Origin of the sequence: Calothrix sp. NIES-2098 (assembly GCF_963875125.1) — a bacterium.
Classification (GTDB): domain Bacteria; phylum Cyanobacteriota; class Cyanobacteriia; order Cyanobacteriales; family Nostocaceae; genus Aulosira.
Genome location: NZ_CAWNKJ010000001.1, coordinates 7125342 through 7146026, shown reverse-complemented (window position 1 = coordinate 7146026; position 20685 = coordinate 7125342). Strand labels below are relative to the sequence as shown.

Here is a 20685-nt window from a genome sequence, read left to right as displayed (position 1 = left end):
TATGGGATTGAAAGCGTGTGATTGAGGCAGAAGTTCATTTGTCACTACATAACTTTTTGCGATCGCAGGCGGGTTTCCCTTCCTGGCCCCATCACTTAACGATGGCAAGGTTGGTAGCACGCGCCTTGCGCTTGGGACGTAGCGCTTTAATTCAAGTCGGGGCAGTTTGTGGCTATCAAGGACGATATCGCACGAGTTTTGTCGCCTCGGCATTGATGTGGCACGGCCCTGTAATTATTGTTGCGCCGGAAGCAGTGCAACAACGGTTATTAAAAGTCGAAATTCCTAGGCTACAGCAATGGCTGCAAGCCAAAAAACCGATTAGAACTGGTGACGATTGGCCTGGTTCTGAGTTCCAAGGACTACTGCTCACTACCCCAGCCGCTTGGTTAAGCAGACAATTAGCAGATAGAGAGCATTTTCCGGTGGGGATTCCCACAATTATTGATGGGGTAGACGATTTGGAAGATTGGGTACGTCATCAACTCACCCAAACGATTCAGCCCCAGGATTGGGAGCAACTTATGCTAGCTTGTCCGGAACAAGCTGATTTAATACGCTCTACACGAGCGCAACTGACGAAAGAGTTTTTTCAACACCCAGCTAATCCTTATGAGTGCTATCTCATCTCTCAAGCAGAAATCGAGGTTTTACAGCACCTCTATTCGGAGTTAGATTTAGTGGAACTTCCAGAGGCTTGGAAAAATTTCTGGCAGCAATTTCAACATACAAATGAAAATCTTGCTGACCCCGCATCACCCCCGCCTCTACTTTGGGCTACTATTGCTCGTCGTCAAGGTTTATTTTCGTTACACTGCGCCCCGAGTGAATTAGGAAAAACAATTTCACCAATTTGGCAGCGACAACCTGTAGTGTTCATTGGTAGCGCCTTGGAACCAGAAACTGAGGCTCCCTTATTCCGTCAGCGGTTAGGGTTGGAAGATGTAACTTGTCTGAAGTTCTCTGCCGATCATCAAACAGAGGCTATTCAACTGTATGTACCTTATAAGTTGCCCTTACCGAACACCCCAGAATTTCAAGCGGCGTTTATTCACAAAGTGCGCACGCTACTTTGTCTGAGCGCTACCGCACCAGGTTTGACAGTTGTGTTAATTGGGGATGTGCCCCTAAAAGCTCAAGTAGGAGCAATTCTGGCTGCTGAATTTGGTTCGCGCGTGCAGGTGGAAAAAACTTGCCTGGATGACAACGGTATTTTGATTAGCGGTTGGGAGTTTTGGCGAGAACATCAAGGTGTTTTACCCGCACCCCATCTGTTAATTATTGCGACTTTGCCTTTGCCATCTCTAGAAAACCCCCTAGTGGCGGGTAGGGTAGCTCACTATAAGCGATCGCATCAAGATTGGTTTCGTTTATACTTATTGCCCACAGCTTTGAATGAATTACAACGAGCAGTGGCTCCAGTGCGAGAAAGTCAAGGTATTGTGGCTTTACTTGATGGACGTGTAGTAAATCGCAGCTACGGCGCGCAGATTCTCGCATCTCTCAGCCCTCTAGCACGCATTAACTACCTCGATCCCAGTCTTTTCTCCAATACCAATGAAGAAAATTCTGCCTAGCAATGTCTATTGAAGCTGGACTCTTGACTATTTACGTTTTGTCAACCGCAGTGCGATCGCGTCACAGCAAACGCTAGGATCGGTTTGTTCAGGCATTTTATGCTTCATAAGCGGCATTGGCTCTGCTGTATTTGCGATCGATGCCAATCTAAACTAAGAACTTAAATGAAATTAGAATTTTAAATTGCAGATTATGGGTGAAGCAAAGCGTCGTAAAAGTAAACTTGGAGAACAATACGGTCAAGAGACTCGCATCTTACCTTGGGTTCCCATTACTAAATCTCAAGCTGACTTATTTGTCCGTTGGACTACTCGTGGTGCCTGGATTGGTATTGGAGCTATGGTTGTAGCCTGGGTAACTATTCGTTTTATTGGCCCGGCTTTTGGTTGGTGGCAAGTAGTCTCTTGACACTAGCGACCCTAATGATGATTGCCAAGATGGGTTTTACCCTGAGTAAATCTTGAATTGCAGATGAGGGGCACAATCACATTGTGCTCCTCATTTATATTTATCCAACTCAAAACCATTACTGCTATTTCTTATACCATTTCTCTAAATTTTGACTACAGATAATTCTCCCCCTGCTGCCTATGTGTAGCTTTATTTTGGAGAATTGGTATTATTCCCGTTCTCTTGAAACCGCATAATTACACCTCATTATTAACTTTTCTGTATTTTTTGTAACTTTTAGCGATTATTCATTATAAATGTTCAGTATCTTATGCAACATTTTCGCTAATATGGCAATAAGAGTTGAAAATGTTGCCTAAATGGCAACATAGGTTTACTAAGTCAAGTTATTCTCAGTATTAAATCTATTGATTTTAGGTTTTACATTTGGCATCGGACTAACGATATACCGAATGTATAATCAAAAATGGCTAACTCATCCAGCCGTGGGAAATACTAGATCTCAAAGTTGTACGGTCATCTGCCAAATGCCATAGATTGGGTAGAATGTGGCTCGGCGTATCAAGTACTTGGGCAATACCAAGCAGATGTTTAGAGAATAAACCGACTCATTAAGCCAGCCTATGTTACTCAGGCTACAAAAACAGGTCTGAAAGCCTTTATTAGTAAGAGATTTGACTGCACTAGTCAATAAAAATTCAATATGTATCTTTTATATGGTTGACTAGTGACAAATTTAAGTTACTCTTAAAGCGGATTGCTTTTCGTAAGCATCTAAACTGACAGAAGTGCATAAAGACAATCTTAAATTTAGCAATTCTGTCCGATCTTCTGAGTTTACAAATTGAATACTTTGATACGGTACTTAAAACCGTTATCTACTACCCTAAGCAAGGTAGTCAAGAAAAGTCTACGTAAACGTCTGGTTATTGTAATGAATAGTTTACAATACCAGTGGATGAGAAAATCTAAAGAAAATATAAAAGAAACTCAAATGACTGTGGTGTCTGGAGGACTAACGTGTTTCTGAGACTAGCGCATCAACATCGGCAATTCGTTCAAGACTTGGTAATGAACCTGCAAGCCTTAGCAATTGTACTGGAGCGACGCGGATATCCTGCGTCCTGTTATACCTGTGGCGACCAAATGAATAGTGCTTCATTTATGGTGAGCTTGGGAGATAATCACTTAATTCGGTTTTTAGTATCCGACTATGGTATTACTTGGACAGAAATGCGGGATGACCGCGAATTAATGAAGTTAGAAGGTGCGGAGGCAATTAATCAACTACAAGAGCTTGCTAATATAGTCAAGCAATCAGCACCACCCTGTACTACAGCTCCTAAAGCCCTCGCCAAGAAGTTTTAAGGATTCTTGCATCTAATGGGTTATTGCAAAACAAGTAGAAAAGGCTATCTGGTAATTGGGAATCGGTAATTATGAGTTAGTTGTGACTCATTTATTACCTATTCACCATTACCGTTAATTGATTTCTCTTTGACAGGTTGACCAAGCATAATAATTCCATCAGGATGGCTAATTTTTCTCTGATAACAAAATTTTAGCTCGCGAACAACATGAATTTACGTGAGGCCAAAATTTAGAAATTATCACAACCCGTTACCAATTAAAATAAACGGTGCCCAATAGTAGGGATGACTGAGACCGCTGCTTGTTGCGATAGGAACATTACTATTTTTTCCCTTAGAGTCTCCAGTAATTAATGCAATTTGTGCTTGTCGCAAAGCTTCAGCTTTTGTTAGCTTACCTGAGGATAACAGGGTGTAAAAAGCGCTCATCAATGCTTGTGTACCACCATCATCCACAGACCATAGGGAAGCAATAGTGGCTCTAGCGCCTGTTTTTTGCATTTGGTAGGCAAAGCCTAAAATTTCCTCGCCATTACCTAACTTACCTCCCAAGCCTGTTTCACAGGCACTTAAGACTACCAAATCGACATGGGGTAAAGACCAAGTAGCTACATCTTTAAGATTAACGCGATCGCCATTGCCAAATAAAATAAATGAGTCTTCTGGTTGACCCACCACAAAAGCCGCATGAGTCGCTAAATGCACAATTGTGTAATCATCCATTTGCGGTACGGTAGCTTGGGGGCTAAAGGCTTCATCAAGTAGTTTTTGAGTTCCGGGAATAGTAGCGGCTAAATTTTCTACTTCTTGCCCAGCAAATGGTAAACCAGAAAAAGCTAGCCGTTGATTACCTACCGCTACTTGATAGTTACCCTTGGTAAAAGCACCAGCTAAAACCCGGTATTTCGATTGGGGTGGGGTGTTAAAGTTACTCAGGCTAGCAGCAGTAATGTAGTTAACGCTAAAGCGCTCAATTAACCATTGCTTGCCATCATATAAAGCGGTGAGAGGAATATAGCGTAACTGGTCATCTGGTGCGTAAATTAGTTGCTTGGCACCTGCAAGTTTGATGTCATTTTCTATTGGTTTTATCAGCCAGTCATACAATTGGCTGCCAACTTTTTTGGCATTATTACTGCGGGGATCTTGTAGATCTTTGCGAAAAGCTGCAATTGCTTGGTTTAACTGTTCTTTTGTGACAGCAACTGTGCGATGAATTGGCACAGACTCCGGACTTACGACTACCAATTCCAAGCTATCTTGCAGCACTAAAGGATAGATTAATATAGATTTTTCTGGTAATTTGGCTAAATTATCCCGGAGTTCGTTGATACTTTCCAAATCCAAACTTTGCCGCTTGGCTGTGCGGCTAATTTGATCCAACTGTGCCTTAACAGTCGGACTAGAAATAAAATCGTTAAATTGCTTTAAGAGTTGTTGCTGACTTAATACTAGCTGCTCGATACGTTGTTTGTCTTGAGGCGATCGCTGTTCGGGTGAAATTTTACGTAGTTTTGTTAATTCTTTACCGAGTGCGACAGCATTATCCAATGTTTGTTCTAATTTTTGTTTAGTTGCCTTTTCGCCGGGGATGATATCAATGCCTTTAGCAGTTTGTTCGTTACCACGCACCCCTTGGAGAAACCCTTCTACTTCTTCAACTTTCAGCAAATCCATACTTCGTTGTGCTTCTGCTACCCGCCCCTGTTTCAGCAGTTTGTCACCTAAAATCCGATAGGTTTGGGCAACAGTAATGCTGTAGGCATCTGGTTGCGGTTCGGCAAGTACTGATGGATTTAGGCGTGCAATCTCACGATTAATCAAACAATGCTTGTAGAAGAAAACTGCTAACTCTGGTTGATTCTGAACATCAAACAAGTAACCGATATTACTGTAGGTTTTACCCAGTTGGACGCGATCGCCTAGTTCCCTGTTTATGAGTAAAGCTTGCTGATAAAATAGGAGTGCTTGGGAGTAATTAGCTTGTTTTTGGTAGATTCTGCCAATGTTGTTCAAAGTTACAGCTTCCCAATAACGGTCTCCTAAATCTCTGCTTGTGGCTAAGGCTTGTTCTAATCTCTGCAAAGCTTCTTTTAACTGACCTTGCTCAGAGATTTTCATCGCCTCTTCGTTGATGAATCTGATTTGTGAACCTTTCTGGTCGATAGGAGAAGGCTGAGTTGTTTCTGTGGATTCTGGCTGTGGGCTAACGTTTGAAATTATCTGTTGATTTTCTAAGCGGCCACACCCAGCAGCTAAAAAGACAAGGCTAGTAACAAAAACAACACTAAACCGCTGAAAATATAACAGCATAATAAAACACCTCCTATTTTTGGCAGCGTCAATGCAAAATTTGTCAATTACACAATTTGACACTCCCCACAACTATGAAATCATAGCTGTGCTTGCTTTTATGAGAAGTTATAGTATTTTTGGGTGAAGGCTCCCAATTCTCGGTGACAGATTTTTATGTTATTTCAAAAGAAGAAATCTATAGTTACTAAAAATTAGAAGATGTCACCAGGAAAACCAAGTCAACCCGAACTACCACCAACTAGTGCCATTGACAGGTCAATAAATCATGCATTTGACAATTGGTTTGCCTATCCTGTGAGAGTCCAGCCTCACCATACCGATTATGCAGGTGTTGTCTGGCACGGTTCCTATATAGCTTGGATGGAAGAAGCGCGGTTAGAATGCTTGCGATCTATTGGCATTGAATATACTGATTTAATTGCTTTAGGCTGTGACTTACCAGTTGTCGAACTTTCTGTACGCTACCATCGTTCTATCCAATTAGGTATGGCTGTATTAGTAAAAACTCGCATGGCTGATGTGACTGGTGTGCGGATAAATTGGGATTACGCTATTGTCTCAACCGATGGGGAAGAATTGTATTTAACTGCCAAAGTGACTTTAGTAGCATTAGATCGTGAGCGAGGTAAGATCATGCGTCAGCTACCTACAAGTGTCAAGGATGCCCTAGCAAAGTTTTCGGAATTACACAATAATTAATTTGAGAAAGAATGAAGGATCGAAGTTTTTTTTACTTCATCCTTCTTATTTGCCAGTACGTATTTGGGACAAGGTTTGAGCAAAATGAATTACCTGAGACCAAATATCTTGAGGAGTAATGCCAAAACCTATTTGTAATAAAACAAGGATCGCAGCTATAGTTAGTGCAGTTCTTACGGTCGTCTTCAGGATTTTCCACAATACTGCAAATACGATCCAAGCTAAAATTAAGGTAGGAATCATAAAGTATAAATTGCTTGAGAGTTGCCCTTATCTAAAAGGGACTTAATTAAAAAATAAATTTTTCTTGTGCTAACAATTACAACTACAAAAGCTAGATTCTAGCTTTTGATGCGAATGTTGCTGCTAAATATAGCAGAAACTCTCGCCAAATTTTAATGGCAATATAATAATTTTTGCAAAATCACAATAAAGATTTTATATTCAGGATGTTACAGGTAGCTAAAAAGCCAATTGAAGAATAAATAAAGCAGTTAATCGTTCTGGAGATAGCTTAAGCGCTTCCACAACTGCAATTACTAACTAAATTAGTAATTTACTAAGAGTTATCATCTCTGTCAAATAGACTTGTAGGAGAAAATTTGCTCTTACAAGGTAAGTACTCAGGACAATCTTTAGCTTCTTCTGTCATGACAAGAGAAGGTTGTACTGCACACTTAAGATAATGGTTATTTGCATAATACTTACAGTTTTTACAAGGAACTTTATGTAAACTATTGATGATGAAAATTCTTTTATTATCTACACCCATTTGGCTCTTGCGTAACATGAGAAAAAAAACTAACCAACTAATCAACAAAGCCAAAGGCGTTAAAGATATAGCAACATCAGGTATGGTAAAGTTATTGGATTTCGCTGATTCATATTTGACATCATTTCGCGTTACTTGATGAATATTGTTATCTGCAACCAGATTCTTTTGCAGTATTAACTCAACAGACATATTATTTACCTTTCATGATTATGGCTTGACTACTGTGATTTTTAATACCTAGTAATTAGGTTTACAGATGCATAGTCCTGAGATAAAAACAGGCATTTTTATTTGTCCAATATGCCAAATATATGCTTATTGCGACTAGTTAAAATTATTTAACCAGAGACAATGGTTTTTATAAATCTTGTACTGGCTGGGATGAAATGCAAAAATGTCAATCTCCAATTATAGGTTTAGCAAAATAAAAGCTATCGTATATCTGCCGAGAGTTTTGCTTGTTAATTACAGTTATATATCTAAAGTAGTAAATTAATTTATATAACTTGCTATGAGAAAGCTTTATGTTAAAATATACCCGCATACAATAGGCAGGTAGCTAATACTTAAAATCAAATATAGGATTAATATTTGATTTTTGAAATCCACGTAGCATGGCATTCCCCATCAGATGAGGGTGTTGGTGGGAAATGCCCACCCTACAAGTACTAAGATTTTTTCAAAAATCAAGCCGGATTCCTCTATTAACAATATAGAAGCTAATGCAAAGCAGATTTTAAATTTTTATTAATTACTAAAAAGCTAATTTTTTATAAAAAATAAGTTTTTCTAAAATTCAAATATCCTGATATAAAAAACTATTTTTGCTTACAAAATAAAATTTTAGTAATTCTTTAAAAGAAAAACTTTAGTTTGATTGATTTCTAGAATTATGAATATAAATTTTCAAAGTAGAATTCCTTGGATGCCTTTAGCACTACTCTGGCTAGCGTATAGCTTTTTAGGATGGTATCTTGCTGCTCACCATATTATTTGGTTGGTAGGAGGTTTTATAACTGCTGTGGCTTTAGCTATAGCTAGAAAAAGTATTTCTTGGTTAGAGCAATTGTTTCGTTTTGGCTCTCAAACCTTAGTAATTATCTTATTTTTAAGTTTATCAATTGCGCTAGTGGCGACATGGTCGCTACTATTTAGTCTTTTCTTAATACCAGTTGCGACAACATTTTTAGCTGATTTGGAAATGCGGTTTGCAGGCTTTAGAAAACTAGATTCTTTTTTAATTTTAACTGTATTAGCAGTATTGGGTTTAGGATTAGGCGAAATTATAGATATTCTAATTTTACCCAGTAGCAGATACTAATAAAAATGCAAAATTACCAAAACCATATATCAAAAAGTATAGAAACAATTGCAAGCTTTTAGTTAACCCCGTAAAAACAACTGAGTAATGATGTAAGTATTGCCTTGACGCCACACTCCCACACCTGTTTCCTTGAAAATTGGACGTAAAATATTCTCTCGGTGTCCGGGGCTTGCTAACCAACCCTCAACGGCTGCTGGTACAGGCTGGGGAACATTTTTGCTTCTAAATAAGTTTTCTCCCACCATCCAATATATAATTCCGCCAGCACGAACTCGATCGCTGAGAGTACTGCCATCAATTCCCGTATGGCTAAAGAAGTTTTTCTGACGGGGTGACAAAGCGGCTGAAGCCGAAGAAATAGGAGATTATGACCGTTATGGGGTAAAAAAAGATAGGTCAGGTATTCTCAACAAGACCTATCAAATGATAATGTTACCTAAATTCTACCAAAACTGCTTTCAAAATGTACTGACACCCGCGCAGTACAAGATGCTAGAAATCTTGCTGATGCTATTGCAATTTCATAAAACTGTGACAATTGAGAAACTAGCAACAGTATTTCCACAACCGATAAGATTTGAAAGTCGCAGACGCAGTATCCAAAGGTTTTTACTGCTACCCCAGTTGTCAATTCCATATCTGTGGTTTCCCCTAATCAAACGGTGGGTAAAAAATAGCTTCAAAACAGGAAAAAAGCGACTGATATTTGCCATTGATAGAACACAATGGCGTTCACAAAATGTATTTGTAATTAGTTTAATTCAACAAAAAAGAGCAATCCCTGTGTACTGGCTATTGTTACCCAAAAAAGGATGTAGCAATTTGGGAGAACAGAAAAAATTAATTCGGCCACTGTTGCAGTTATTTAAGGGATATCGAATGCTGGTGTTGGGAGATAGAGAATTCCACAGTATAAAACTGGCGAATTGGTTACACAGTAAGGGAATTGACTTTGTATTGCGTCAAAAACAAGGTACTTATATTCAACAAGAAAACCAATCACATCAACGCTTACAATCTTTGGGATTAACTCCTGGCATATCCTTCTTCTTGACGGAGATTCAAGCGACTAAACAAAAAGGCTTTGGTAAATTTAATCTTGCTGGATATTACAAGCGTAAATATCGTAGAGTTGTTGAGCCTGCTGGCTGGTTTTTATTAACTAACCTTGATAGTTTTGCAGATGCCATTAAAGCATTTAAGTTACGGAGTGGCATTGAGGCGATGTTTAAAGATTGCAAAACTGGGGGCTATAATCTCGAATCTACTCATGCTGATGGTCAACGGTTAATGGCACTGATTTTAATGATTGCTATTGCCTATACTTGTGCTATTTTATTAGGTCGTAATTCCCGACAAATGGGACTGCAAAAATATGTTGGTCGTTTAAAAGAATTACGACGATTACACCGCCGACATAGTGCTTTTTGGGTTGGTTTGTATGGTCAGTTATGGATAGGAGCAATGGAATTTTGGGCTGATTTAGCTTATGAATTGATGCGCCTCAAGCCCAATAAACTACCCTATTTTCAGCAAGGTTTACGGGCTATGACTCTTATCCAGTCTGCTTTATAACTTCTGTGTCACCCCTTCAGGAAGTTTTTTTCGATCATTTGCCGACTGTACTTTCTAGCTACCTGCGCCAATTTTTCATTATTTTTTAAAGGTTGAAGTCCATTTTTTTGTCGCACTTGGTTGATTTGTTGGCGAACTTGTGACTCAATTTGCGCAGTTTGGGGGGTTTGGGGAAGTTGTGGCGATTTTGGCGGCTGGTTTGATGGGATTTCAATTCTTGGTAAGGGTGGCAAATACTCCAACGCTTGCTCGCATCCTGTTAAGCAAAGTGCGATCGCTACCCATCCCGATCCAATTATCCTCGATAAGTGGCGTTTGCCTCTCAAATTTATCCAATAGAATAGCTTCGGCTTTGCCATCAGTCTCTAAATACTTGTTGCTGCTTAATATCTCACCTCAAGCTCAAATGTAACAAACTTAAACTCATGCGATCGCACTTCTGAAAAAATTCTCTCTAAATAAGTATTTTTTCACAGTATATTAAAAATTTATTAATTGGAAAATCTATTTAAACTAGCACGAATTATAGCTAAATAACTGCTGGCAATTTTGATACAAAATTTTTCTAGGGCAACAATAAATTCATGCCAGCAGTCATTTTTTAATGCGTTTTATTTGGTACTATCAAGAGCAGATTTAAGTTTCAGATTAATTTTTGTACCTTTCTTAAGAACTACTTCACCACCTGGACTAGATAAAACATAAGCAGTCGCCGCCGCCGCCCCGGCTAAACCACCATGTTTCACATTAGTTTTTTTGCCAACAAAATTACCTGCAACTGCTCCACCTAAAATAATTCCAGCATTCTGAATAAATTTGCCTTTCGTTTTTGTTTCTATTTGAGTATTTACTAAAGCAGCATCAATCGGGTAAGTTTCGCCATTTCTGAACGTAATTTCATCAAAAACTAAGCGTAAACTGGCTTTTTTCCCTTTAGCTGCTTTGACGACATTTTCTAAATGTCCTTGAATTTCAGCATCTTTTAAATCGGGTTTTACACCTTTTACAGAGTTTCTGACTCGGAGATTAAAGCTTTCATTATTAGTATTTTTGCCAGTAGATATTTCTTTTTGAAGAACTGTATCTAAGTTTGTGCCTGCTGGTATAGATACTGGCGAATTTTGAGTATTGCTAGTTTGAGTAGAATTAACATTATTGGAAATTTGCTTGTCTGACTTAGTACAAGCAACAGTGTTACTAACTAAAGCCGCACTGAGTAACAATGGTATTAACTTTTTCATGTTTGCTAGTTTTGAAATTTTGTAAAGTATAAAATCTGAAACTTAGGTTCAGAAAAACGGTTAAAAGCCGAATTTTTAAAGATTATATGTCAAATTTTAGAATTACCGAGCAATATTGTTAACTACCTTCTTTCTTGATAGATATGCTGTTGGATTTCTAACTGGGTGGAGAAGCTTCTTCTACCGGACGGATAATGGCAGGTGCGGGTGTTACTTGTGGTTGGAAGATTGCTTGTAATGCCTGTTCTAGGCTTTGCGCCATCACAATTCGGTTTTCATAAGCGACGACTACCCGCACTAAAGTAGGTAAGCTATTTTGTGTAGCTTCTAAATAAATTGGCTCGACGTAAAGCAGGGATTGTTCTATTGGTATCACTAAGAGATTACCCTGAATAGCTCTCGAACCTTGGCGATTCCATAGAGAAATTTGTTGAGAAATGACTGGATCTTGGTTAATTCTGGCTTCAATTTGCTCTGGGCCGTAAACTAAGCGTTCTTTAGGAAAGACATATAAGAACAACTTACCGTAGTTCCTGCCATCCGATCGCGCTGCTAACCAAGCGATTAAATTAGTCCGTTGTTTAGGAGTATACGGTAGCAGCAGGATAAATTCTTCAAAAGAGACTGTAGGTAGGCTGGTAATCAAATAGTACGGCTCTACGGGACGGGCTTCACTACCATAGATTTCATTAGGGATCTGCCATTGGTCTTCCCGGTTATAAAATACCTGAGTATCGGTCATGTGGTATGTCATCAACCGTTCAGATTGAATCTTGAAAAAATCTACCGGATAGCGGATATGGCTGCTAAGAGTTGCAGGCATCGCACTCAACGGTTTCAATAGTTTAGGGAAGATTTTTTGCCAAGTAGCAATTATCGGGTCATTAGCATCGGCAACGTAAAAGTTAACAGTGCCGTTATAAGCATCTATTACAACTTTGACGGAATTACGAATATAGTTAATGCCATCCTTGTCGGTGTCTGAGTAGGGATAGTGATGACTCGTCGTGTAGGCATCAACAATCCAGTAAAGATAATTTTGAGTTGTTGAGAAGTCTTGATTGTTATTGTCAAGATTGGCATTAGCGACAACTAAATAGGGGTCGCTGTCATATTGTAAAAAAGGTGCGATCGCTCGAATCCGTTGCTTTACATTTCGTCGCAACAAAACTTTTGTATCTGGTAAAAAATCCCTTGTCAGCGCCATCTGCCAATCTTTCAAATATATGGTAAATAGCCATTTGCGCCAGGTTGCACCAATGGTAATTCCACCTCGTCCATCATAGGTGTTGTAAACGTTGTCGCTACCACTGGGATAGTCGAGTTCTCTAACTCTTGTACCAGTCATTACATAGTTATTAGCAATTTCACCGTAATAAATCCGAGGCTGACCAATAGGAATACTGTCGCGAATGGTTTGACTGGAGGTGGTGAGGGCGCTGCTATCGCCGCTAATATCTTTGACAAAATACTCAGGTAATCCACCTGATGCCACTGTATTTACAGGACTAAGGGTGAAACCAAAACCGTGAGTATAAATTAGATGGCGGTTCACCCAAGTCTGCGCCTGCTGCGGTACAGCACTGTAATCTAACTCCCGTGCAGCAATCAATACTTGCCTTTGTTCTGTAGTAACTACGGGTTTTGGCTGAGGATTTGGTAACTGTTGAGGCGCAGCTGGTCGGGTGGCTTTGATGTCTGTTTGTAGGGTGTAGCGGTCAATATCAGCATCAGGAAACCGATAATAAGGTCGAATTTGCTGCAACTGACGGTTCGTTTGTAACAATGGCCGCTGATCCCAAAGGCGAATATTACGAATTGTGAGGTCATTGGCTTTGAGATCGGCTTCAGTTAATTGACCTTGAGGGTTGAAGGTTCTAGCATCAATTGCCTCAAGAGCGAATGCTTGGCGAGTCGAAGCAATAGTACGCTGAATATAAGGTTGCTCTCGTTGCAATTCGTTAGGTTCAACCACTAAATATTGCACGGCAGTGGGTAGAAGAAAATCGCCTACGATTGCTAATAGTAGATAAATGCTTAATCCATAAATAACAAATCTTTGATGTGGAGATTTCGGTTTCCAGAAAATGCTTCGCCACAATAGATAGAAAGCGATCGCTACTGCCAGCGCACACAAAATGTTGTAAGCTGGCAACTGTGCCATTACGTCGGTATAACTAGCACCATAGCTGACTCCACGGGACGAATACACTAATTCATAACGACTCAACAAATAACTTAAAGCAACCACTAACATGAACGCGCCACCCAAACCATATAAATGGCGCTGTTGTGGTGGTGAAAACCCAGGAAAAATTCCCTGACTGAGACTGTCTGCTGAGAGGATATAGGTGAGGGTGACAGCCAGGAGACTATACAAAAATAATCCCATCAGCCAAAGTTCTAAAAGTTCCCAGACTGGTAGGGAAAATATATAAAAGCTAATATCGCGACTAAATAGGGGATCGTTGCTGTTGAAGACAGTCGGATGAAAATATTGCAGTACTTTTGCCCAATTTTGGTAAGCTATCAGCCCAAATATGAAACTCAACAACATAGCGATCGCTGTCAGCAAAAATCGCGGATAAATTAAAATAGCGATCGCTATTCCCACAACTAAGCCGAGGTACCAGGCTTGTGAAATTATTAATTTTCCTAACTGCCAAAATGTTTCTATTTGAAACACAGCGTTAACAGGTAGACTCGCCTTGTTAACGTCAGCGGACCAATACGACCCAATAATAAGAGCGTAGTGAGCTAGCATCAACCCTACCAAAAGGCTCAATCCCAAAGCTAGAGGTAGCAACCAGCGCAATCTTAATTGTATGAAGTGTCGCGTATTCGGTGTCTGAGTTCGATCGCTGATTGGATATCGAGGACTGAGAAAGTTTCTTAACTCACTACTAAATACTGCTTCCTCACGTCTAACTTGCTCAATTTTGAGAAATCGGGGATACTTCAGCTTTTGTGCCAACCGCAGGTTTCCCAGAAGATAGGCAGCACTTATACTTACCACAGCTACCCATAAACCACCCCTAGTTACCAGCCTTAACAAAAATACTTGCAAATAGCCGACTTCCTGAAACCAGAAAATCTCTACTGCTATACGGGAAGCTACATATAAGAGTAGCCATAGCCCCAGGAATACTATTAATAGTCTCAAGCACCATTTCCAGAACATTCCTTGGTAGCCAACCTTTTTGCTAAATTACAGCTACAAATTATTTGCCTTCAATCCTAGCTAACCATTTTTAGAGGCAGTGCGATCGCATCTCTGCTGGTTCATGCCATCATACATACCTGATGTTCACAACGCTTCCTGGCATCTTACTGGATTTTACAAGTGTTATCCTACTAACTGTTCAACATGACCTAAAATAATGTTTGATTTTTAACTCGCAATCATGCTAACCAGCGTTGACCGTTTATTATTTGTACGGCGAGTCCCGATTTTTAAAGAATTACGGGATGATTTTATCGTGCGGCTTGCTTCCGTGATGAACGAGCTGTCCTTTCCTTCTAATCATGCCATCTTTAGGCAAGGAGAAGAAGGGCGATCGCTTTATATTGTTGTCTCTGGTCGTGTCAAAGTTCACATTGGCGACAAAAAATTGGCAGAAGTAGATAAGGGAAAGTACTTTGGCGAAATGGCAGTTTTTGACACGCAACCCCGTTCTGCTTCCGCAACGACTCTGGAACCTTGTGATTGTTTAGAACTAACACAAGAGCAACTTTATGATGCCATTGAAGAAACTCCGGAAATTGCAGTAAATATTATTCGTGAGTTGTCGCGTCTAATTCGCAGACTCAATGAAAACATTAATGTGGGTAGTTCTCAGAGTCATTAGTTATTAGTCATTTGTCTTGGGTAAGGATTTTAGGGGTTGTTACTTTTTGGATATATCATATAAGTTTGCTATAGGCGTTTCAATAGCTAGATATAATTCAGGAACTATATATAGTAAGTCTTATGCCATCTGCTTTTTATTTTTCATCATGAATATAGTTGAAATTCCAAACATTTCTTAATAAACTGCTGCGGGATTTCAAAACTTGCTCCCCAGTGCAAATGAATATAAGAGGCGTGAATATTTGCAGGTAAAGACCAGCCTTCATATCCCATGTTGTCTTCACAATCGTAACGGAAAGTTTGAAACAATGGCTGATTAGCTGTTGATATTAAACGCGAACGATGAAACTCATGACCGTAAACAGTTGTACCTGCTGGAACTAGCAAACTATCTTGTAAAGCGACTGCACGACGATAACCCAAAGTTAAGCGTCCTCCCATTTCACTAGCTGTAGGTAATACTCCTACCATCGGCCAAGATTTACTCTCAAAATCGATAATTTGCTCGCACAAATACATCAATCCGCCACACTCAGCAATTGTTGGCATTCCCTGCGATATTGCCGTTTTCACTGCATTACGAATGCTGATATTGTCTGCAAGTTGTTGAGCAAAAACCTCCGGAAAACCACCACCAAAATAAATTCCTTGAATATTATTTGGTAATTCGCTATCAGTTAGAGGACTCCAAAAAACTATTTCTGCACCTAAATTTTGGAGTAAATCTAAATTGTCTTGATAGTAGAAATTAAAAGCGCGATCGCGGGCTACTGCAATCCTTACTATAGAATTACTAGATAAACTAAAACATTCTTTTTTCGCTCCCTTGTCCCCGTTATCCTCACTCTTCAATAGAGGTAACAAGCGTTCCCAATCAAAGCAAGTATCACCTAAATCCGCTAGGCGATTAATCACAGCATCCAGTTCGGGAAGTTCGGCTGTAGGTACTAAACCTAAATGGCGATCGGGTATTGTGATATTATCTTGACGCCGCAGCACGCCGAGAATCGGTAATTGTAATGATTCTAGGGAATTTTTGAGTAAGGTAAGATGGCGATCGCTTCCTACACGGTTGAGTACTAAACCAGCTATTTTAATTCTGGGATCAAAAGTGCAATAACCGTGAGCGATCGCTGCAACAGAACCAGACAAGCGACTGCAATCAATTACCAACACCACAGGTAAATTCAGCAACCTTGCGATGTGTGCTGTACTGGCAAAGTCACTTATTGGTATTTTGTCATTTGTCATTTGTCCTTTGTCCTTTGCAAATGACTGATTACCAATGACCAATGACGATATCCCATCAAATAGCCCCATTACCCCTTCTACCAGAGCATATTCACTTTGTTGGCTATGATGAGCGAAACACTTCTGAACATAAGCTTCCGAAGTCAGAACCGGGTCTAAATTCCTACAAGCACGACCAGTCACGTGCTGATGGAACATCGGATCGATATAGTCCGGGCCGACTTTAAAAGATTGCACCGCGATACCGCGACGACATAAAGATGCTAAAAGGGTGAGCGTGACTGTTGTTTTACCCACCCCGCTACGTTCTCCAGCAATTACTAAAACCATAAACAAAGATAGTGGTTTGGAAACTTCGGATTGGTAAAATTATTGAATGTTTGACAATATCTGCAAATTTCTAGTTGAAAATTTTTCCACCAACTTTGCTAGTTGGCTACTAGGAGAGGCTGTGACATTTAGCGAGTTAAGTCCTTCGGAGCTTTCTCTAGAACCAATACGTGCGGACGCTTTGATACTGTTGCAATCTGAAGAAATAGTACTACATTTAGAATTTCAAACTCAACCTAAATCTGACATACCATTTCGGATGATTGACTATAGGCTACGAGTCTATCGTCGCTTTCCTCAAAAACAGATGCGTCAGTTTGTGATTTATTTACAACCAACTAGCTCAAACTTAGTACAGCAAAATGTCTTTACTCTAGAAAAAACTCGTCATGAATTTGAGGTGATTCCACTGTGGCAACAACCAACCAGTATATTTCTGCAATCAACAGGATTACTGCCTTTTGCCGTCTTGAGCCAAACTGATAACAGTACCCAAGTACTTAGGCAAGTTGCTCAAGAAATTGATAAAATTTCCGATCCTAGAGTACAAAGCAATGTAGCAGCATCAACTGCTGTTCTTGCTGGGCTAGTATTGAAGCAAGAAGTAATTCAACGTATTCTGCGGAGAGAGCTTATGCAAGAATCCGTAATTTATCAAGAAATCATAGCTGAAGGTGAAGCAAAAGGTAGAGCAGAAGGTAGCCAGGAAAAGGCTAAACAAATAGCTAAGAATCTTCTCAACGAGGGAATGGAAATCGAATTAATTGCAAGAGTCACAGGTTTATCTGTGGAGCAGGTAGAACAATTACAGACGGAACAGGACAATAATCAAGCTAAATAATAGATTTATAGATTGAGCGATCGCAGTAAGTTATTTTCATAAAAAATAACAGTGAGATAAATGCCTCCAGACAGGAAATAAAAATATCCTCAAATCTGGAGGCAATAGAAGTATTTTTTAGAGAAATTTTCTGGTTTCTCCGATGTGTTAACTCTTCTGTCCTAACTTTAATGATTGCGCTGTTATTGCGAGGCTGTCTTCAAAAAGTGCCTCATGACCCCAACGCTGTACTTGCTGACTCAGCAATGCTTCTGCCTTTTGTTCCGAAAGCGAACTGACTTGTTGAAACAAACCTGCGGACTGGGCACCACCATGTGTTTCCATCCGCATACAACCACCAGTTTCAGTACAAATCACTGTACCGCAGTCGGCTTTGGGATTGGTAGAACTCAGACGTAGGGCAATTAAATCGCCAGCTACTTCACCTGCATCAGCAACTGGAACTCCGGCCAATTCAGCTTCCACTTGCAGTTGGTCTTGGGCAACAAAGCGAATTTTAGCTATATCATAGTCTCCGCTTTCTTTTTCATAGGCAATTGGCTGCCATTGCAATCGACTGGCTAGCCAACCTAAAAATAGCAATGCTTGTGTGGGGTTGCCTTTTTCGTAATCAATGTTAACTCGATCGATGTCTTTAAGAGCAGCGCAACGATGAGGCGAATCGTAAGCCTGAGCTGTCAATTCCTGCCAAGCTGCCAAGCGTCGCCAGTTCAAATCAGCTAAAGGTATACCACTTTCTACCAAAGCTTGGAGGCTGAGGAGATCGTGTTCTGGCTCGTTAAAGTTGCAAGAATCTACAATGACATTATTGCAAACCGCAGCCAGTCGCTTGAATAAAGAGTTGTTGGGATCTGGTGTTGCTTTCCACCACAGAAACTTCGGCAAACCACCAATCAACAAAGCTGGAATCATTCCTCCTACCCGTTCCAAGGCGCTGGGAGTTCCAGACAGCGTTATGTATTCACAGCAAATCAGCGTACTGGAAGATTGCTTTTGGATGGGGCAATAGGCAGAAACTTGAGCTTTCACACCTTCATCTTCACCCGCGATCGGACACAGAGCAATAATACGGCACGGGTTGCGGATGGCAATCTCATCAGCAATTCTGGGACTAGCAGTATCTACACCATAAGAAATAGCACCACTTTCCCCAATAGATCCAATTCGCTGACCTTTGGCAAATTGTTCTCGCAAGATAGCTAAGGTTTCGGGATTTGCGGTTCCAGTTTCCGGCAGTTCAAATTTTTTCTGCACTTCTCGTAGTGCCGCTTTCGTTTGCGGCCCTAAAATTCCGTCAATCGGCCCGTGATAAAATCCTAAAGCCGCTAACAGATACTGAGTTTCTTCTGGTTCGTAAACCACTAAGGTAAAAGTTGTGGCGCGAGTGGCCGCAGGAAGCGCACCATCTTCACCAGCGATGCCATAACTTTGCCAAATTTGATTAAGTTCCGCTTCTATTTCTGTGAGCGAAATATCCTTTGGTGCTTGCAGTGAGAAAATCGTAGGAGCTTGAGTCATAGGAGAAGTATGAATTATGAAGTATGAAGTATGAAGTAAAACATTTCAGCCTTTAATCTTCATCCTTTCTACAGTCTGCGCCAGCGACGACCATCTTGATTAATCAAGAGTTCGGCTTCTGCTGGTTCCCAAGTACCGGCTTCGTACTGGGGAATGGTAGTTGGATCTGTGGGTGCATCCCAAACAGAAAGGGCGGGTGTTACTACCTGCCAAGCGGCTTCTACTTCATCTGCCCGTGTGAACAATGTTTGGTCGCCCATCATACAATCAAGGAATAGGCGATCGTAGGCATCAGAAGTCGCTTGGATGCCAAAGGAACCATAGCTAAAGTCCATATCAACAGAACGGGTGCGGAATTCTGCCCCAGGCATTTTCACATCAAAACGCAGGGAGATGCCTTCATTCGGTTGAATCCGCATCGCTAAAATGTTGGCATTACGCTGTTGCGCAGCAGATTGGAACATCCGAGACGGAACTTCACGGAAGTGGATGGAAATCTCACTCACTTTTTTGGGCATCCGCTTCCCAGTTCGCAAGTAGAATGGCACACCTTGCCAGCGCCAGTTATCTACCAAGAACTTCATCGCTACATAGGTGGGTGTTGTCGAGTTGGGATCGACTCCTGGTTCTTGTCGATACCCTGGAACTGGTTGTCCTTTCATCCAACCAGCGCTGTATTGACCGCGTATACAGGAACGTGACAAATTATTCACATCTGCCAGTCTAGTAGCCTGAAGCACTTTTACCTTTTCCGTGCGGATACTATCAGCATCCATTGAATTCGGTGCTTCCATCGCAGTCAAGCAGTAAAGTTGCATGAGGTGATTTTGCAACATATCCCGCAGTGCCCCGGCTTTTTCGTAGTACCCAGCTCGGTCTTCAACTCCTACGGTCTCTGCCACGGTAATTTGCACGTGGTCAACAAACTGGCGATTCCACAAAGGTTCAAAAATCGCATTGGCAAAGCGAAAAACTAATAAGTTCTGAACGGTTTCTTTACCTAAGTAGTGGTCAATGCGATAAACTTGGTTTTCTTTGCAGTATTTCTGCACGACTTTATTCAGGCTCTTGGCAGAAGCTAAGTCTCTACCGAAGGGCTTTTCAATGACCAAACGATGTTTATAGGGGTCATCTAGCATTCCGGCTCCCCCTAGCTGCCTAATGGCTTCGGGGAAGAAATTAGGAGCTACAGAAAGATAAAACATTCTGTTTCCCCTTGTGCCCCGTTTTTGATCTAGTTCGCTCAATAAGTCTTTGAGTTTCTGGTAGCTTTCAGGGTTGTCTATGTCCCCAGGGCAATAGAACAGTCCTTGAGAAAAGTCCTGCCAGAGTTCCCCTAGCTCGACATCACTGTGAGCCTCTTCCATGCCTTTCTGCATTTGCTCGCGGAAGTATTCGTGGCTCCACTCTCGGCGCGCCACGCCGACAATAGTGGTTTCTGGGGGAATGCGCCGTTCCCGTCGCAATTTGTAAAGTGCTGGTACGAGTTTGCGCCAGGTAAGATCGCCTGAAGCGCCAAAGATAACTATAATTTGGGGTTCGGGCATCCCTTGCTGTTGCAAACCGACGCGCAGGGGATTTTCTAGCAGACTGACCATAACAATTT

16 protein-coding genes and 2 pseudogenes are annotated in these 20685 nt (G+C 40.8%); 8 read left to right on the top strand and 10 right to left on the bottom strand.

Features of this window, described 5'->3' with window-relative positions; genetic code table 11:
• Positions 1-17 precede the first annotated feature (17 nt).
• From AACU33_RS30010 to AACU33_RS30000, 3 genes are all read left to right on the top strand, one after another.
• Positions 18-1577, top strand: a complete 1560-nt coding sequence (locus AACU33_RS30010; RefSeq protein WP_096593852.1) for a helicase C-terminal domain-containing protein — start codon at positions 18-20, stop codon at positions 1575-1577.
• Between the two features lie 193 nt (positions 1578-1770).
• Positions 1771-1986, top strand: coding sequence for a DUF2839 domain-containing protein (locus AACU33_RS30005; protein ID WP_096593850.1), 216 nt, complete (start codon positions 1771-1773; stop codon positions 1984-1986).
• A 1023-nt stretch (positions 1987-3009) separates the two neighbouring features.
• Positions 3010-3357 (top strand): DUF1815 family protein, encoded by a 348-nt coding sequence (locus AACU33_RS30000; RefSeq protein WP_096593848.1) that lies wholly within the window; start codon positions 3010-3012, stop codon positions 3355-3357.
• 242 nt (positions 3358-3599) lie between these two features.
• Here the strand turns inward: AACU33_RS30000 and AACU33_RS29995 are convergent, their stop codons facing one another.
• Positions 3600-5672 (bottom strand): CHAT domain-containing protein, encoded by a 2073-nt coding sequence (locus tag AACU33_RS29995; protein ID WP_096593846.1) that lies wholly within the window; start codon positions 5670-5672, stop codon positions 3600-3602.
• A gap of 201 nt (positions 5673-5873) precedes the next feature.
• On the opposite strand from AACU33_RS29995, the gene AACU33_RS29990 reads away from it, so the two are divergent.
• A complete protein-coding gene (locus AACU33_RS29990; RefSeq protein ID WP_096593844.1) occupies positions 5874-6374 on the top strand; it encodes an acyl-CoA thioesterase in 501 nt (166 codons plus the stop codon).
• Positions 6375-6419: 45 nt separating this feature from the next.
• Here the strand turns inward: AACU33_RS29990 and AACU33_RS29985 are convergent, their stop codons facing one another.
• Positions 6420-6617 (bottom strand): hypothetical protein, encoded by a 198-nt coding sequence (locus tag AACU33_RS29985; RefSeq protein ID WP_096593842.1) that lies wholly within the window; start codon positions 6615-6617, stop codon positions 6420-6422.
• Between the two features lie 316 nt (positions 6618-6933).
• Positions 6934-7338, bottom strand: coding sequence for a hypothetical protein (locus AACU33_RS29980; protein WP_096593840.1), 405 nt, complete (start codon positions 7336-7338; stop codon positions 6934-6936).
• Between the two features lie 703 nt (positions 7339-8041).
• Here AACU33_RS29980 and AACU33_RS29975 point away from each other — a divergent pair.
• Entirely contained in the window at positions 8042-8470 is a 429-nt protein-coding gene (locus AACU33_RS29975; RefSeq protein ID WP_096593838.1) for a hypothetical protein, read from the top strand.
• A gap of 62 nt (positions 8471-8532) precedes the next feature.
• Here the strand turns inward: AACU33_RS29975 and AACU33_RS29970 are convergent.
• Positions 8533-8799, bottom strand: a pseudogene (locus tag AACU33_RS29970) (CAP domain-containing protein); the annotation flags it as partial.
• Between the two features lie 163 nt (positions 8800-8962).
• Between AACU33_RS29970 and AACU33_RS29965 the strand changes: the two are divergent.
• On the top strand, positions 8963-10048 hold the full coding sequence (locus tag AACU33_RS29965; RefSeq protein WP_339376371.1) for an IS4 family transposase: 1086 nt from the start codon (positions 8963-8965) through the stop codon (positions 10046-10048).
• Positions 10049-10068: 20 nt separating this feature from the next.
• Here AACU33_RS29965 and AACU33_RS29960 read toward each other — a convergent pair.
• The 3 genes and pseudogenes from AACU33_RS29960 to AACU33_RS29950 form a co-directional block, all read right to left on the bottom strand.
• Positions 10069-10407 (bottom strand): annotated as a pseudogene (locus AACU33_RS29960) (CAP domain-containing protein); the annotation flags it as partial.
• 252 nt (positions 10408-10659) lie between these two features.
• A complete protein-coding gene (locus AACU33_RS29955) occupies positions 10660-11289 on the bottom strand; it encodes a hypothetical protein (protein ID WP_096593832.1) in 630 nt (209 codons plus the stop codon).
• A gap of 157 nt (positions 11290-11446) precedes the next feature.
• Positions 11447-14470, bottom strand: coding sequence for a UPF0182 family protein (locus AACU33_RS29950; protein ID WP_096593830.1), 3024 nt, complete (start codon positions 14468-14470; stop codon positions 11447-11449).
• Between the two features lie 223 nt (positions 14471-14693).
• Here AACU33_RS29950 and AACU33_RS29945 point away from each other — a divergent pair, with 223 nt between their 5' ends.
• Positions 14694-15137 (top strand): cyclic nucleotide-binding domain-containing protein, encoded by a 444-nt coding sequence (locus tag AACU33_RS29945; RefSeq protein ID WP_096593828.1) that lies wholly within the window; start codon positions 14694-14696, stop codon positions 15135-15137.
• A 146-nt stretch (positions 15138-15283) separates the two neighbouring features.
• On the opposite strand, the gene AACU33_RS29940 is transcribed toward AACU33_RS29945, so the two are convergent.
• Positions 15284-16720 (bottom strand): cobyrinate a,c-diamide synthase, encoded by a 1437-nt coding sequence (locus AACU33_RS29940; RefSeq protein WP_096593826.1) that lies wholly within the window; start codon positions 16718-16720, stop codon positions 15284-15286.
• 46 nt (positions 16721-16766) lie between these two features.
• On the opposite strand from AACU33_RS29940, the gene AACU33_RS29935 reads away from it, so the two are divergent.
• Entirely contained in the window at positions 16767-17561 is a 795-nt protein-coding gene (locus AACU33_RS29935; RefSeq protein ID WP_096593824.1) for an Rpn family recombination-promoting nuclease/putative transposase, read from the top strand.
• A 147-nt stretch (positions 17562-17708) separates the two neighbouring features.
• On the opposite strand, the gene opcA is transcribed toward AACU33_RS29935, so the two are convergent.
• Both opcA and zwf read right to left on the bottom strand, forming a co-directional pair.
• Entirely contained in the window at positions 17709-19079 is a 1371-nt protein-coding gene (gene opcA, locus AACU33_RS29930) for a glucose-6-phosphate dehydrogenase assembly protein OpcA (RefSeq protein WP_096593822.1), read from the bottom strand.
• Between the two features lie 68 nt (positions 19080-19147).
• A complete protein-coding gene (gene zwf / locus AACU33_RS29925) occupies positions 19148-20677 on the bottom strand; it encodes a glucose-6-phosphate dehydrogenase (protein ID WP_096593820.1) in 1530 nt (509 codons plus the stop codon).
• Positions 20678-20685 lie beyond the last annotated feature (8 nt).

Excerpts from the sequence above, each read along its gene's own strand:
- AACU33_RS30005 (WP_096593850.1), top strand. The coding sequence starts at position 1,771 with ATGGGTGAAGCAAAGCGTCGTAAAAGTAAACTTGGAGAACAATACGGT.
- AACU33_RS29995 (WP_096593846.1), bottom strand. The coding sequence starts at position 5,672 with ATGCTGTTATATTTTCAGCGGTTTAGTGTTGTTTTTGTTACTAGCCTT.
- AACU33_RS29990 (WP_096593844.1), top strand. The coding sequence starts at position 5,874 with ATGTCACCAGGAAAACCAAGTCAACCCGAACTACCACCAACTAGTGCC.
- AACU33_RS29985 (WP_096593842.1), bottom strand. The coding sequence starts at position 6,617 with ATGATTCCTACCTTAATTTTAGCTTGGATCGTATTTGCAGTATTGTGG.
- AACU33_RS29980 (WP_096593840.1), bottom strand. The coding sequence starts at position 7,338 with ATGTCTGTTGAGTTAATACTGCAAAAGAATCTGGTTGCAGATAACAAT.
- AACU33_RS29975 (WP_096593838.1), top strand. The coding sequence starts at position 8,042 with ATGAATATAAATTTTCAAAGTAGAATTCCTTGGATGCCTTTAGCACTA.
- AACU33_RS29965 (WP_339376371.1), top strand. The coding sequence starts at position 8,963 with ATGCTAGAAATCTTGCTGATGCTATTGCAATTTCATAAAACTGTGACA.
- AACU33_RS29955 (WP_096593832.1), bottom strand. The coding sequence starts at position 11,289 with ATGAAAAAGTTAATACCATTGTTACTCAGTGCGGCTTTAGTTAGTAAC.
- AACU33_RS29950 (WP_096593830.1), bottom strand. The coding sequence starts at position 14,470 with ATGTTCTGGAAATGGTGCTTGAGACTATTAATAGTATTCCTGGGGCTA.
- AACU33_RS29945 (WP_096593828.1), top strand. The coding sequence starts at position 14,694 with ATGCTAACCAGCGTTGACCGTTTATTATTTGTACGGCGAGTCCCGATT.
- AACU33_RS29940 (WP_096593826.1), bottom strand. The coding sequence starts at position 16,720 with ATGGTTTTAGTAATTGCTGGAGAACGTAGCGGGGTGGGTAAAACAACA.
- AACU33_RS29935 (WP_096593824.1), top strand. The coding sequence starts at position 16,767 with ATGTTTGACAATATCTGCAAATTTCTAGTTGAAAATTTTTCCACCAAC.
- opcA (WP_096593822.1), bottom strand. The coding sequence starts at position 19,079 with ATGACTCAAGCTCCTACGATTTTCTCACTGCAAGCACCAAAGGATATT.
- zwf (WP_096593820.1), bottom strand. The coding sequence starts at position 20,677 with ATGGTCAGTCTGCTAGAAAATCCCCTGCGCGTCGGTTTGCAACAGCAA.